Source organism: Nocardia inohanensis NBRC 100128, from assembly GCF_001612945.1.
Classification (GTDB): domain Bacteria; phylum Actinomycetota; class Actinomycetes; order Mycobacteriales; family Mycobacteriaceae; genus Nocardia; species Nocardia inohanensis.
On the sequence record NZ_BDBK01000001.1, the window covers coordinates 307,045 to 320,021 of the forward strand.

The 12,977-nt window shown below is 67.7% G+C and carries 15 protein-coding genes; 8 read left to right on the forward strand and 7 right to left on the reverse strand.

Annotated features, from left to right (window positions below; translation table 11 throughout):
* Nucleotides 1-73: 73 nt before the first annotated feature.
* Together NI1_RS01450 and NI1_RS01455 are read left to right on the forward strand one after the other, a co-directional pair.
* A complete protein-coding gene (locus tag NI1_RS01450; protein ID WP_067813290.1) occupies nucleotides 74-448 on the forward strand; it encodes an SHOCT domain-containing protein in 375 nt (124 codons plus the stop codon).
* Nucleotides 445-2,340 (forward strand): alkyl/aryl-sulfatase, encoded by a 1,896-nt coding sequence (locus NI1_RS01455; protein ID WP_067813292.1) that lies wholly within the window; start codon nucleotides 445-447, stop codon nucleotides 2,338-2,340. The genes NI1_RS01450 and NI1_RS01455 overlap by 4 nt, the downstream gene beginning before the upstream one ends.
* Before the next feature lie 25 nt (nucleotides 2,341-2,365).
* Here the strand turns inward: NI1_RS01455 and NI1_RS01460 are convergent, their stop codons facing one another.
* Genes NI1_RS01460 through NI1_RS01470 form a run of 3 tightly spaced genes read right to left on the reverse strand, consistent with a single transcriptional unit; the run spans nucleotide 2,366 to nucleotide 5,439 of the window.
* Complete coding sequence (locus NI1_RS01460; protein ID WP_067813293.1) at nucleotides 2,366-3,016, reverse strand: GAP family protein; 651 nt, start codon at nucleotides 3,014-3,016, stop codon at nucleotides 2,366-2,368.
* A 35-nt stretch (nucleotides 3,017-3,051) separates the two neighbouring features.
* Nucleotides 3,052-4,755 (reverse strand): SulP family inorganic anion transporter, encoded by a 1,704-nt coding sequence (locus NI1_RS01465; protein ID WP_067813295.1) that lies wholly within the window; start codon nucleotides 4,753-4,755, stop codon nucleotides 3,052-3,054.
* A 27-nt stretch (nucleotides 4,756-4,782) separates the two neighbouring features.
* Nucleotides 4,783-5,439: a GAP family protein gene (locus NI1_RS01470; protein WP_067813296.1), complete on the reverse strand. Its 657-nt coding sequence runs from the start codon at nucleotides 5,437-5,439 to the stop codon at nucleotides 4,783-4,785.
* Nucleotides 5,440-5,735: 296 nt separating this feature from the next.
* Between NI1_RS01470 and NI1_RS01480 the strand changes: the two genes are divergently transcribed.
* The 3 genes from NI1_RS01480 to NI1_RS01490 are packed head-to-tail and all read left to right on the forward strand — an operon-like array spanning nucleotide 5,736 to nucleotide 7,157.
* Nucleotides 5,736-6,164 carry a DUF6325 family protein gene (locus NI1_RS01480; protein ID WP_067815050.1) on the forward strand — a complete coding sequence of 143 codons (429 nt, stop codon included), beginning with the start codon at nucleotides 5,736-5,738 and terminating at the stop codon, nucleotides 6,162-6,164.
* 16 nt (nucleotides 6,165-6,180) lie between these two features.
* Complete coding sequence (locus NI1_RS01485) at nucleotides 6,181-6,504, forward strand: SHOCT domain-containing protein (RefSeq protein WP_067813300.1); 324 nt, start codon at nucleotides 6,181-6,183, stop codon at nucleotides 6,502-6,504.
* A gap of 35 nt (nucleotides 6,505-6,539) precedes the next feature.
* On the forward strand, nucleotides 6,540-7,157 hold the full coding sequence (locus tag NI1_RS01490) for an ABC-2 transporter permease (protein ID WP_067813302.1): 618 nt from the start codon (nucleotides 6,540-6,542) through the stop codon (nucleotides 7,155-7,157).
* A gap of 15 nt (nucleotides 7,158-7,172) precedes the next feature.
* Here NI1_RS01490 and NI1_RS01495 read toward each other — a convergent pair whose 3' ends face one another.
* Genes NI1_RS01495 through NI1_RS01505 form a run of 3 tightly spaced genes read right to left on the reverse strand, consistent with a single transcriptional unit; the run spans nucleotide 7,173 to nucleotide 9,683 of the window.
* On the reverse strand, nucleotides 7,173-8,333 hold the full coding sequence (locus NI1_RS01495) for an oxygenase MpaB family protein (protein ID WP_067813304.1): 1,161 nt from the start codon (nucleotides 8,331-8,333) through the stop codon (nucleotides 7,173-7,175).
* A 41-nt stretch (nucleotides 8,334-8,374) separates the two neighbouring features.
* Nucleotides 8,375-9,409 carry a polyprenyl synthetase family protein gene (locus tag NI1_RS01500; RefSeq protein WP_067813307.1) on the reverse strand — a complete coding sequence of 345 codons (1,035 nt, stop codon included), beginning with the start codon at nucleotides 9,407-9,409 and terminating at the stop codon, nucleotides 8,375-8,377.
* Nucleotides 9,402-9,683, reverse strand: coding sequence for a polyprenyl synthetase (locus NI1_RS01505; RefSeq protein WP_067813309.1), 282 nt, complete (start codon nucleotides 9,681-9,683; stop codon nucleotides 9,402-9,404). Before NI1_RS01505 ends, NI1_RS01500 begins: the two co-directional genes overlap by 8 nt.
* Nucleotides 9,684-9,883: 200 nt before the next feature.
* Here NI1_RS01505 and NI1_RS01510 point away from each other — a divergent pair, with 200 nt between their 5' ends.
* From NI1_RS01510 to NI1_RS01520, 3 genes are read left to right on the forward strand one after another with little or no spacing between them, the layout of a single operon-like run.
* Nucleotides 9,884-10,408, forward strand: a complete 525-nt coding sequence (locus tag NI1_RS01510; protein ID WP_067813311.1) for a MarR family winged helix-turn-helix transcriptional regulator — start codon at nucleotides 9,884-9,886, stop codon at nucleotides 10,406-10,408.
* A 56-nt stretch (nucleotides 10,409-10,464) separates the two neighbouring features.
* Complete coding sequence (locus tag NI1_RS01515; protein ID WP_067813313.1) at nucleotides 10,465-10,878, forward strand: hypothetical protein; 414 nt, start codon at nucleotides 10,465-10,467, stop codon at nucleotides 10,876-10,878.
* A complete protein-coding gene (locus tag NI1_RS01520) occupies nucleotides 10,875-11,729 on the forward strand; it encodes an NAD(P)H-binding protein (protein WP_067813315.1) in 855 nt (284 codons plus the stop codon). The genes NI1_RS01515 and NI1_RS01520 overlap by 4 nt, the downstream gene beginning before the upstream one ends.
* Here the strand turns inward: NI1_RS01520 and fmdA are convergent.
* The gene (gene fmdA / locus NI1_RS01525) at nucleotides 11,719-12,972 is read right to left on the reverse strand and encodes a formamidase (protein ID WP_067813317.1); all 1,254 of its coding nucleotides are present in this window, start codon (nucleotides 12,970-12,972) and stop codon (nucleotides 11,719-11,721) included. The two genes, NI1_RS01520 and fmdA, sit on opposite strands and share 11 nt — an antisense overlap.
* Nucleotides 12,973-12,977 lie beyond the last annotated feature (5 nt).

Here is a 12,977-nt window from a genome sequence, read left to right on the forward strand (position 1 = left end):
GCGCACCGAAATACGGTCACGGCAGTCGTCACGCTTCCGGGGCGACAGTCCGTCCGAGCAATCGAGGTGCACCATGTCGTTCTGGGAAGTGCTCTGGCTCATCCTGGTGAGCTTCGCCTTCGTCGCCTATCTGCTGTTGCTTTTCTACATCATCGGCGATCTGTTCCGCGATCGGGAAACCTCCGGCTGGGTGAAGGCGGTCTGGATCGTCTTCCTCATCTTCTTGCCGCTGATCACCTCGCTGGTGTACTTGATCGTGCGCGGCACCGGGATGCAGCAACGCTCCGCGAGCGAAGCGAAGCAACTGCGGGCAGCCCAGGCCGACTACATCCGCGACACCGCCGGCACCAATCCGGCCGCCCAGATCGCCGACGCCAAACTGCTGCTCGCCGAAGGCACCATCACCCAGCAGGAATTCGATCAATTGAAAGCGAAGGCTCTGGCATGACCACGACACCGAAACCGGCCTCCGCCTCCGTTGCCCGGCAGCATCGGGCGTTGCTCGAGCGGCTGCCCTTCTCCGACACCCAGGATTTCACCGACGCCACCCGGGGCCTGATCGCCCGGCGGACGCCGAACGCGGTCACCGCCGCGGACGGAAAGGTGTTGTGGGACAACGACACCTACTCCTTCCTCGACGGTGACGCACCGGATACGGTCAACCCGAGCCTGTGGCGGCAGTCCAGGCTCGCGGCGATCGACGGCTTGTTCGAGGTCGTCCCGGGCATCTATCAGGTACGCGGCCTGGATCTGTCGAACACGTCCTTCATCGAAGGCGACGAGGGGGTCATCGTGATCGACACCCTGCTCTCGGCCGAAACCGGCCGTGCCGCACTGGAACTGTATCGGCAGCACCGCGGCGATCGCCCGATCAAGGCCATCGTCTACACCCATTCGCATGCCGACCATTTCGGCGGCGTGAAGGGTTTCGTCTCCCAGCAGGAGGTCGACGACGGGCGGGTGCGGATCTTCGCGCCGGAAGGTTTCGTCGAGCATTCGGTCTCGGAGAACGTCTATGCCGGAACCGCGATGAACCGGCGGGCGGCGTACATGTACGGCGCCGCGCTCGCCCGCGGCCCGCGCGGTCACGTCGGCGCCGGGCTGGGGCAGACGGTGTCGATCGGCACCGTCTCGCTCATCGCACCGACCGACTTCATCACCACCACCGGCCACGAGGAGACCGTCGACGGTGTGCGCCTGGTGTTCCAGATGGCGCCCGACACCGAGGCGCCCTCGGAAATGCTGATCTACCTACCGGATTTCAAGGCTTTGTGCGCTGCCGAGGACGCCACCCACACCTTCCACAATCTGCTGACCCTGCGTGGCGCGGTGGTGCGCGACCCGCACGGCTGGGCCAACTACATCACCGAGACCATCGACCTGTTCGGTGCTGACGTCGAGGTCGTCTTCGCCTCCCACCACTGGCCGGTCTGGGAGAACGAACGGGTGCGGGCGTTCCTGTCCACCCAGCGTGATCTGTACGCCTACGTGCACGACCAGACCCTGCGATTGCTGAACAAGGGGCTCACCGGTCCGGAGATCGCGGAGGAGATCGAACTGCCGCCGGCGCTGGAGAACGCGTGGAGCGCGCGCGGCTATTACGGCTCGGTCAGTCACAACGTCAAAGCGGTCTATCAACGCTATCTGGGCTGGTTCGACGGCAACCCGGCGAGCCTGTGGGAACACACTCCGGTGGAGCAGTCCAAACGGTATGTGGAATTCATGGGCGGGGCAGACGCGGTGGTCGACAAGGCGCGCGAATCGTTCGAGGCCGGCGATTTCCGTTGGGTCGCACAGGTTGTCAATCATGTCGTCTTCGCGCAACCGGATCACGTCCAGGCCCGCGAACTGCTCGCGGACACCTACGAACAGCTCGGCTACGGCTCCGAGAACGGGACCTGGCGCAGCTTCTATCTCTCGGGCGCGACCGAGCTGCGAGAGGGCCAATTCGGCACCCCGACCGAGACCACCGCACCCGATGTCGTCAACCAGCTCTCGCCGACCATGCTGTTCGACGCCATCGCCATTCAGGTGAACGGGCCGAAGGCGTGGGATGAGAACCTGTCGATCGACGTGGTGCTCACCGATACCGATCAGCGTTACCGGCTGCGGCTGGCCAACGGCGTCCTCACCTACAGCGGTCACCCGCAACGAGATTCGGCCGACGCGACCCTGACCACCACGAGCCGCGGTCTGCCGGCACTGGTACTCGGCGGATTGACCGCCGAGGGGATCGCGAAGTCGGGCAGCGACCTCGCCGGCGACGGCTCGGCCCTCCAGCGACTTGTCGCGGTACTGGACCCCGGCGACAAGAACTTCGCCATCGTCACCCCCGACTAGGTGTGGCTCAGGAGCACCGACGCAGTCATGTGGCCAGGCCGCGCAGGGTGAATAATGCGCCGAAGCCGAACAGCACGCCCAGCGACAGCATGCGGCTGTGGCGCAGCATCCACGCCTGCACGGTGTCGAGGCCGGTGCGGGCGCGTTCCCCGAGCGCGGCGTAGATGCCCATCGGGATGAGGAAGTCCAGCGAGGCGGCGAGCAGTAGCAACAGGGTGGTCAGGAGTGCGGCGGCGACGCCGGTGTCGGAGCTCGAGATCGCGCTCATCCCGGCCATCATGATGAACAGATTCGGGTTGATCACGCCCAGCGCGATGCCGATGACGAATGCTTTTCGGGGACCGGCGGTTTCGAGTTCGCTCAGCAGGCGCGGCCGTTGGGTGACCGGTCGTGGCCGGCGCAGCGCCATCCAGCAGCCGAGCGCCAGGAACAACAGTCCGACCACGAGCCCGGCGCCGTGCGAGACGTCGGGGGAGGTGGAACCGGGTTCGGACGCGCCGCCCAGCAGCGCCGATATCGCGATCATCGAATACACGACCACGAATCCGCCGCCGAACGACGCGGCGTTGGGCAGCGGGCGCTGTGATTGCAGCAGCAGCACGCAGCCGATCACCGCGCCGGGCGTGATCAGCAGCCCCGCCAGTTCGGGCAGTAGTTGCATCAGCAGCTCACCCATGCTCGGCTCCTCGGGTCGCAATCGGCGTCGAAACCTCAGGCGTCGCTTTCGGTTCCAGTGTTCGCGGGCAGGTCGGCGATGGCGGCGCTGATGGTCGGGTACACCGGGATCGCCTGGTTTCCGGTTGCCGAACCCAATTCGTCGCCGAACTGGCCGATCGACCTGGCGACGCGGAAGTCGATGCGGCGCCGCGCGAGTCCGGCCCGCAGTTCGGTGAGCATGGCCGCGGCGCTGACATCGATGGTCGGTGAGGTTTCGGCGTCGAGCACTACCAGGCGGGTGCGGTCGGTGCACAGTTGCTCGATGCGCTCGCGCACGTAGTCGGCGTTGGCGAAGAACAGCCCGGATTCCACGCGCACGACCAGCAGCTCCGGTCGCCGCGGCAAGTCGGGGTGGCGGTCGGCGTCCAGCCACAGCGTCCCTTGGTGGGCCAGTGCCGCGACATGCGGTTGAGAGGCCCGGTAGACCAGCAGCACCATGGAGATCCCGATCCCGATCAGCAAGCCGGGCAGGGTGTCGAAGAGCAGGACGCCCGCCATGGCCGCCAGCGCGGCGGTGAAATCGGCGCGCGCCGCCCGGCCGTAGATTTTGCCGAGGCGTTCGGTCCAGACGTGATAGAGCCGGCGCAGCGCCGCGATATCGACCAGTTCGATCACCGCGGCGATGACCACCCCGGCCAGGGTGGCCTCGGGCAGTTTCTCGAACAGGCCCGTCAGGAACAGCAGGGTCACCGCGGTCAGCGCGGCGACGATCAACCCGCTCAGCTGAGTTCGCGCGCCCGCCGAGCCGTTGACCGCGGTTTTGGACAGGCTGCCGTTGACGACCATGCCCGAGGCGAGGCCCGAACCCAGGTTGGCCGCGCCCAGCCCGAACAGCTCCCGATTGGCGTCGACGGTGTAACCCGCTTCGGCGGCATAGGTTTTCGCCGCGCCCAGCCCTTCGGCGAAGCCGATCAGCAGCACTCCGACCGCGGGGCCGAGCAGGTCGAGGTAGTCGTGGAACCCCAGGCCCGCGGGCAGTCCCCCGGTGGGCAGGCCCGCGTCGATGTGCCCGACGATCTCGACGCCGTGCTCGTCCAGATGTAGTGCGGCGACCGCGAGGATGCCGAGCAGCACCGCCAGCAGCGATCCGGGCACCAGCGGCAGCCAGCGCCGCGATCCGAGCACTATCGCGAGCGCGACCGCGCCGACCAGCGCTGTGCGCCAATTCGTTTCGCCCAGGTGCGTCAGGACGCCCCAGGCTTGTTCGAAGAAGTTGCCGGGGTGTTTGTCGATGCCCAGCAGCTTGGGCACCTGGCCGATGACGATCGTCAGCGCCAACCCGACGATGAACCCCTTCAGCACGGGTTCGGAGATGAAGGCGGCGATGAACCCCAGGCGAATCAGCCCGGCGAGCAAGCCCGCCAGTCCGGTCGCGATCGCCAGTGCGGTGGTCAGCGCCACGTAGCGCCCGCCGTCGGCTCCGGCCAGGGGCGTGACGATCGCCGCCGACAGCGCCGCCGTCGCCGACATCGGCCCGACCACCAGGTGGCGGGAACTACCCGCCAGCGCGTACAGCACGAGCGCCGGGAGCGCCGCGTAGAGTCCCACCACCGGTGGTACGCCCGCGATCGACGCGTAGGCCAGCGCCTCGGGCACCATCACCGCCCAAACGGTCAGTCCCGCAACCACATCGGCGCGCAACCACTGCGATCGGTACCCCTGCAAGGATTGAAACACCGGCCAGGCCATGGCTGCCATCCGTTCCCGTGCGAGCGTCGAACCGCGTTACAGTCCGCCGATGCCTTTGCCGATCACGGCCGCGCCCATCACCAGCAGCACGATCGCCATCACGGCATGGTTATTGGCTTGCAGCCATTGCCGCGTCGTGTCGAGTGTGCCGCGCAACCGGTCGGCGGCCACCGCGTAGCCGAGCGCCACCGCGAGCACGCTCCCCGCGGCGAGCACGGTGAAAACGGCCACGGCGAGCGCCTTTCCGCCGGGGCTCAGGTCGCCGGCGCCGATCGTCACGCCCGCCGAGGCGCACAACAGCAGGTTCTTGGGATTCACCGCCGACAGCGCAGCGCCCAGACCGAGAGCCTTCATCGTGGTGAAGTCGTCGATGGCTCGCATCCAGCCCGGCGGTTCCGCATCGGCTCGCCGCCGCCATTGGGCCCCGGCCAGCACCAGCAGCGCCGCCCCCAGTGCGATCTTGATCCAGGAGCCGGCAACCGTGGTCTCGCGCTCGCCCGCGTCCAGCGCCCCGGACAGCAGCACGATCACCGTGGTCGCGACCGCGATGCCGGCCACCCAGCCGACGGCGAACCCCGTGCCGGACCCGGATGCGTTGCGCGACAGGATCATCAGAATGGCGGCGACGATCGGGACGGGCGAGAGCGCCACACCCACCGCCAGCGGAAGGAGATCTCCCAGAACACTGCCCATCAGGGCACGATATGGCGGGGGAGCGGGCCTGCTGTTCACCTGATCCGGGTGAATTCGACCGCGCGCAGCCAGCACATCGCGTTCGGTCATTCGGTCGCGCGGTATGAGCGCCGAGCCGGCGCGCGGAACGGGGCACCGGAATCGAATCCGCCTGATCGCCCGACGGTATCGCCGTGCGGCGCTCCTTCCACGAATCGCGGCGCTTGTTGCGTCCGGATCGTCGGCGTCATCGCGGCGGCGCACTTCATCCGATTCGGGTGAGTTGGATCCATCCTCGCCACCGCACCATGGGGCGCATGGCCGAAACATCATCGAAGCTGGGACCGGTGGAACTGGTCGTTCTCACCTTTCCCGGGATCCGGGTGGACGCGAAAGTCCGGGCGGCGCTGAGCGAAGTCGTCGACCGCGGCTACGTCACCGTGCTCGATCTGATCTATCTGTCCAAGGACGCCAACGGCTATCTGACCGAAGTGGAGATGATCGACGAGCCGCTCGAGGACATCGGCCTGGCCGGATTGGCCGTCGACGCCCGCGAACTGCTCAACGACGAGGATCTGGAGCTGGCTCGCGAGGCGATGCGTCCGGGGACCTCGGCACTGGTCGTGGTCTACGAGCAGACCTGGGCGCGCCGGCTCGCCGACACCGTGGGCAGCGCGGGCGGCGAGGTCGCTCTGCACGTCCAGGTGCCCCGCGACAATGTCGAAGCCGTTCTGGCCGCCACGTAGCGAAAGGTTGCAGCGCATGGTAATTCGCAGAGGAAGAATCGGCCGCCCGGGACTGCTCGGCACCATTGCCCGTACCGCCGTTGTCACGGGCACGGCCAGCGCCACCGCCAATGCGGTCAACCGGCATTCCCGGCAACGCGCCGCGGAACAGCAGGCCTACGCCGTGCAGCAGGCCCCGCCTCCGCCGCAGCAGGCCCCGCCGCCTCCGCCGCCGCAGGTCCCGGCGGCCGCTGCCGGCGATGATCTGGTTTCCCGGCTCGAGAAGCTCGGTCGCCTGCACGCCTCCGGCGCCTTGTCGGATGCGGAATTCGCCGCGGCCAAGGCGCAGTTGCTCGGCTGATCCAGCCCGCCTCGCGCTATCGAGAGGAGTCCGCAGTGCACGGGATCGTGGTCGCTCTGGTCGGAGTGCTGTTGTGCTTCTACGGAATTCGCTCCGTCCACCTGGGAATCCTCGCGATCGGTTTCGGCCTCGGCTGGCTGATCGCCGATCTGTTCGACGCCTCCTTCACCTGGTTGTTGCTGATCGCGCTGATCGGCGCGGTGTCGGCGTGGGTGGTGACCTCGCTGGTGTTCCGGTTTGCGGCCTATTTCATCGGCGGTCTCACCGGCGCGATGATCGGCACCAAGCTGGCCACGGTGCTGCAACCCGGTGACAAGAACTGGGCCCTGAGCATGATCGTGGCGCTCGCGATGTGCGTATCGGGTGCGTTCCTGGCGAACAGATTCCGGGCCCGCGCCCTGCTGTGGCTGACCTCGATCGGCGGCGCGAGCATGGTGCTCAGCGGCCTCGGCCGGATGTCCGATTCGCTGGCCTTCCTGCGCAATCCCGACCCGGGCTGGGAGCAGGCCACCGCCACCCTCGCCTGGATCGCCCTCTCGGTGCTGGGCTGGATCACCCAGCGCCACCTGTTCGCCGAGAAACTGGGTATCGAGCGCCTGGCCACGGACCGCGCCGACAAGAGCCGTTACAACGGCGGCTGGCCGGCGGGCTAGCGATACGGCGCCGGGCTAGCCGGTGGCCTTGCTGACCTCCGGCGGGGTCCAGCGGCGGGTGCGGTCGTTGGCGATTCCGAAGTCGGGTTTGAGGTCTTCGGGGATGGCGTAGTGCATGATGCGGCCGCGGGTGAGGGAGCTGAGTTCGAAGCGGCTGGTGAGGTTGCCGAGGCGGTCCAGGGCCCATTCGCCCAATGGTGAACTGTCCTCGATGGTTTCGAGGATGCCGAGTACGGCGGGGACGGTTTTGACGGCGGTGTCCCAGGCGGTGCGGGGGACTTGGAGCCAGTCGGCGCAGGTGTCGCCGACGAGGTAGCGGATGAGGGCGGAGACCAGGGGGTCGAGCAGGGTGCCGGGAACTACGTCTTCGTAGAGGTCGATGAGCTGGCGGGTGAGGTGGACGCCTTCGGGGCTGGGGCCCATGTGGCGGGTCAGGTAGAGGTCGAGGAATCGGCGGGCCGATTCGACATCGCGGGGTGCGTGCTGTTGATCCACGCCGAGCATGGCGCCGACTACGCGCCAGGCGTAGAAGTAGGATTCCGCGCCGTCCACGCTCATGTGAATGTTCAAGCGGTGCAGGCTGTCCAGGACCAGCAGGGAGAACAGCAGCTGGCCGCCGATCATGTCTTCCTGGCAGATCGGGGTGCCCAATTTCTCGGTATCCCAGCGGTTCTCGCGGGCGAGGTGGTGTCTGATGGAGGCGTGCAGCAGGCGCACCTTCTGGACGGCGGGGATGAACCGGCTGCCGGATTCGAAGGCGTCGGGGCGCATCAGGTAGACGGTGAATTGGCCGGTCTCGGCCATGCGCCGGGAGGGGTACTCCAGGGAATGGGTGGCGGACAACAGCTTCGCGATGTGCGGGACCACGTAGCAGGCGGGCATGGCGGCGAAGGAGAGGGCGGTGGAGATGTGCACGTCGTTGTCGATGAAGAACAGGCGGGCCTTCTCCATCTCGTCCCAATCCACCCAGTCCGGTGGGGCGGCGGTGACGTGCAGGTATTCGCGGGCGACGTCGGGCAGTCCGTCGGGGAGCGGCGCGCCCGCGGTGGCGACGTAGCGCATCAGGGTGTTGAACTTGCCCACCTCGCCCCGTTCGAACAGGGTGGCCACGGTCGCGTCGGCGAGTTCGTCGCCGTACCGGCGCAGCGCGTCCATCGATGCTGGGGTGTAGGTCATCGGGACTCCTTGTGTCGGTGGCGGATTCGGCTCCGTGCGCATCAGTGTCGGCGCGCGGTCGAGCACCGGGCGAGTTCGGTCAGGGCGCGCGCCGCCGGGGCGGGCATACCCGTGAGGGCGTGGGTCGCGGCTGCGACGCGGTCGTCGATCATGCGCTCGATTCGTGCCGGGGTGCCGAGGCTGGTCATCAGGGCGCGTACTTCGCCGAGGTCGGCATCGTCGGCATCATCCTTGGCGAGCAACTGTTTCAAGCGTTGCCGTTGCGACCAGTCGGCGGCTCGCCAGGTGTCGGCGAGCAGCGCCGTGGGGCGGCGGCCGCGCAGATCGTCGAGGCTCGCCTTGCCGGTGCGCGCGGGATCGCCGAACAGGCCCAGCAGATCGTCGCGGAGTTGGAACGCCTCGCCCAGCGGCAGACCGTACGCGGAGAACCGGCGCTGTAGTCGTTCGGGTGCGCCGCCGAGCGCGCCGCCGATGAGCAGTGGCTGTTCGACGGTGTACTTGGCGGTCTTGTAGCGAATCACCTTCAGCGACTCGGCGATATCGGGTTCGGCGCCGGTGCTCAGGATCTCCAGGCATTCACCGGCGATCAGTTCGCGCGCCAGATCGGCCCACAGCGACCGCGCCCGCGACAGGTAGGCCGCGGGCAGCCCGCTCTCGATGAACAGCTGACCGGCCAACGCCATCAGCAGATCACCGACCAGCATGGCGAGCGCGCGCCCGGCCTGCCCGGATTCCGGCGGGCGCCCCAGCGCGATATGCACGGTCGGCACGCCGTGCCGCAGGGGACTGTCGTCGATGATGTCGTCGTGGACGCTCGCGGCCGCGTGCACCAGTTCCAAAGCCGTTGCGGCCCGGACGAGTTCAGCGCTGTCGGGCTGCCCGGCCGCCCGCCAGCCCCAATAGCAGAACGCCGCTCGCAACCGTTTTCCCCGCGCCGTGGCCACGACCAGCTGATCGGCCACCGGGCGCAGCCGCGGGTCGATGTCGAGCAGCCGCTCGCGTTCGCTCCCGACGAATTGCTCGAGCACCGCATCGACGCGGGCCTTGAAGACGTCGGTGTCGTGTCGCTCAGGCATCGTCGGTTCCGGCGCGCCGCGCCAAGACCTGCTTGGCGAGCAACTCCAGATGCGCCGGAGGTACGGGCGCGTTGCGTCCCAGCGCCAATCGCCCGCGCGCCTTCAAATCCCGCTCGGCGTCCGCTGCCATCCCGAGCAGATCGGAGCGCCGCAAAAGTCCGAAAGCCTTGTCCACCACGGGAACCAGTCGGCTGAAGGCAAGATCCGCCAGCCCCGCGGCCAGCAGGACCGCATCCTCGCCCCTGGACCCCGAATGATTCGATCCCTGTGACATACGAGCAGCTCCTGTCCACTCGTCCGCGATCGCGGAGCGGTCGGAAATACGCTGAACCAACCCGGCGACAAGTGTGGCATCGCTGCTCGGCGGACACGCCGAAGATCGCCGATCCGGTGGATGTCTCGGTCATACAGTGCAAATCGGTCACGCCGGGCCCGGCCTTTGACGTAAAGGTAATTAGGTGCCATATTAGATTTGTGACCATCGATCCGAAAGCCCTCGACGCGCCCACTTTGGGGCAGGCGCGGTCGCAGTTGCGGCGCTACGGGCTGGAATCGGAGATCGATCCGCAGGCGGTGCTCGTCGCGGTGCGGCTGCTGGCCGTGGGGGCGCGCCTCGGGCAGGCGAGCGAGACGCACTTCGCGCGGTTCGGGCTCTCCACCGGACGGTATCGGCTGCTGGCGGACCTCGAGGACGCGGACGGTGAGAAGTCGCCATCGCAATTGGCGGCGAGCCTCGGGGTCACGCGCGCAACGGTTACCGGGTTGATCGACGGCTTGGAGCAGCAGGGGCTGGTGTGCCGCCGCGCTTCGGCCGAGGACGGCCGCGCCGTGGTGGTGGTGCTCACCGCGCGCGGCGCACAGCAGCTGCGCGATATGGCGGCCGACCACTTCGGGCGCTTGCAGGCGATGGTCGGCGGATTGACGCACAGGGAGCGTGCGGTCTTCCTGGACCTGCTCGCGCGCATCGGCGACGGTATGGGCGCGCTCACGGCGGACTGATCACCGGCATGCTCGTCAGGGCTTCGGCATGGCCATATAGTTAGGGACCTAATCACATGAATGCGACTACCGCACCCGCCCGGTTCGTACTGTGGCAAGAGGTGCTGTTCGCCTATCTGGCACCGGCGATCTGCGCCGGCACGGGCGGATTGATCACCGGACAGGCGAACCTGGTGCGCGCCGCGGTCACCTCGATCGCCGGCACTTCCGCGCTCATCGCACTACTGCTCGGAATCGCTTTGCAATACAGCGGAATTCGAAACAGCCGGTTGAGCGGGGTATCGCCATACATCCTCGTGCCGGGCTTCGGGCTCGGCGCGGCGGCGGGCGCGGCGGGAGTGGCTCGAATGCTGGCCGCCACCATGTCGTTCCCCGATCGCATCCGCTACGACTTCCCGATCGCCGCGGCCCTGGCCGCTGTCATCATCACGTGGCGCTGGTGCGCCGTTCAACGAAAGGCACACGCATGATCGCGGTTATGGGGGCCACCGGCGCGGTGGGCAACGCACTGCTGACCCGCCTGCTCGAGCTCGGGCTGCCCTGCCGGGCGCTGAGCCGCGAGCCGGATCGCCTGCGTCACCTCGCGCACCGAGCTGACATTCGCTATGCCGATGCGGCGGATCCCGCCGCACTCCGCGCGGCGTTCGACGGCGCGACCCAACTGTTCCTCACCATGAGCAACAGTCCTGCGCAGATCGAACTCGAAACGCGCGCAATCGAAATCGCCGCGGTGAGCGGTATCGAACACGTGGTCAAGCTCTCGGCGCCGGCGGTCGCCGCGGACTCGCCGGTGGCCGTCGCCCGCTGGCATCACGCGATCGAAGAGGTGCTGCGCGCCTCCTGCCTGGCGCACACCATCCTGCGTCCCTACGCCTTCATGCAGAAACTGCTGCTGCTCGGCCCCGAAGTGGCGGCGCAGCACACCATCGTCGGCGCTATGGGTGCGGCGCCCTGCAACTACATCGACTGCCGGGACATCGCCGACGTCGCCGCAGCGGCCCTCACCCGCGCCGAGATTGCTGGTGGCGCATACATTCTCACGGGATCGCAGACCTACAGCTACCCACGATTGGCCGCGCTGCTGAGCTCGTTGCTCGGCACCCCGATCCGCTACCTCGACCTGTCGCCCGCCGACTTCCGCCGGCATCTGACCGAACGCCCCGGCCTACCGGCCTGGCTGGCCGATCACATCGTGGAAATCCAGCAACTGACCATCGCGCGACCGGAGCACCCGACCGGCACCGTGGCACGCGTTCTCGGCAGACCGCCACGCACCCTCGAGTCCTTCCTGGCCGAGAACCTCGGCAGCTTCAGCGGGTAGCGCGGGGTGCGCCCGGCCCCGGATCGATCCGGTACGGACCGGATGCGGACGGCGTGATCGGGAAATCGAAAATCGCGGTCGGAATGTACACGGTGGCACAGGAATTGGGGATATCGACGACCCCGGAGAAGCGGCCTTCGATCGGAGCGGCGCCCAGCAGCAGATACGCCTGTTCGGGGGTGTACCCGAACTTGGTGAGGTAGTCGATGGCGTGCAGGCAGGCGCGTTCGAAGGAGAGCTGGGAGTCCAGGTAGCGCTGCTCGCCGGAGAGGGTGACCGAGGTGCCCGAGAAGGCCAGGTACTCGGTGTAATTGGGGCCCTCGTTGCCGGGCATGAAGATGGCGTTCTCGCTCACGCCGTACAACTCCATGCCGTTCTTGATCAGATCCACGCGCAGGTCGATGAAACCGCCCATCTCGATCGCGCCGCAGAAGGTGATCTCACCGTCGCCCTGGGAGAAGTGCAGGTCGCCGACGGAGAGTTTGGCCCCGTCCACGAAGACCGGGTAGAAGACGCGGCTGCCGCGGGTCAGGTTCTTGATGTCCTGATTGCCGCCGTTCTCGCGTGGGGGCGCGGTACGTGCGGCTTCGGCTGCGGCACGGTCGAACTCGCTGCCGGTGAGCGCGCCGAGAATGGCGTCCCGCGGCTCCGGCGGCAGTGCCAGCGGCGGCACCCGCAGCGGATCGGTGGCGATGAGCGCGCCCTCGCGAGCATTCCATTTCGACAGCAGGGTCGCCGACGGCGCGGTGCCCATCAGCCCCGGATGCATGATGCCGGTGAACTTCACCCGGGGCACATGCCTGGAAGTGGCGGTGTGGCCGCTGAAATCCCAGATGGCCTTGTAGGCGTCGGGGAAGTGCTCGGTGAGGAAGCCGCCGCCGTTGTCGGTCGGGAAGATGCCGGTGTACCCCCAGCCCTGACCGGCGAGCGGACCCGAATCCTCCTGCGGGATGGGGCCGATGTCCAGGATGTCGACGATCAGCAGATCGCCGGGGCGCGCGCCCTCCACCGCGAACGGGCCGGAGAGGCAGTGCACCGTGCTCAGCGGCGCGTTGAGCACATCCTCGGCGGAGTCGTCGTTGTGGATGGCGCCGTCGAACCATTCGCGCACGTGCACCCGGAACTCGTCGCCGGGCTTGACCGTCACCGGTGCCGGGATATCCGGATGCCAGCGATTGTGTCCGACGAACTGCTGCTCGGTGAACTTCTTGCGGGAATCGAGCGGGAACAACAACTCGGGCATGAGTG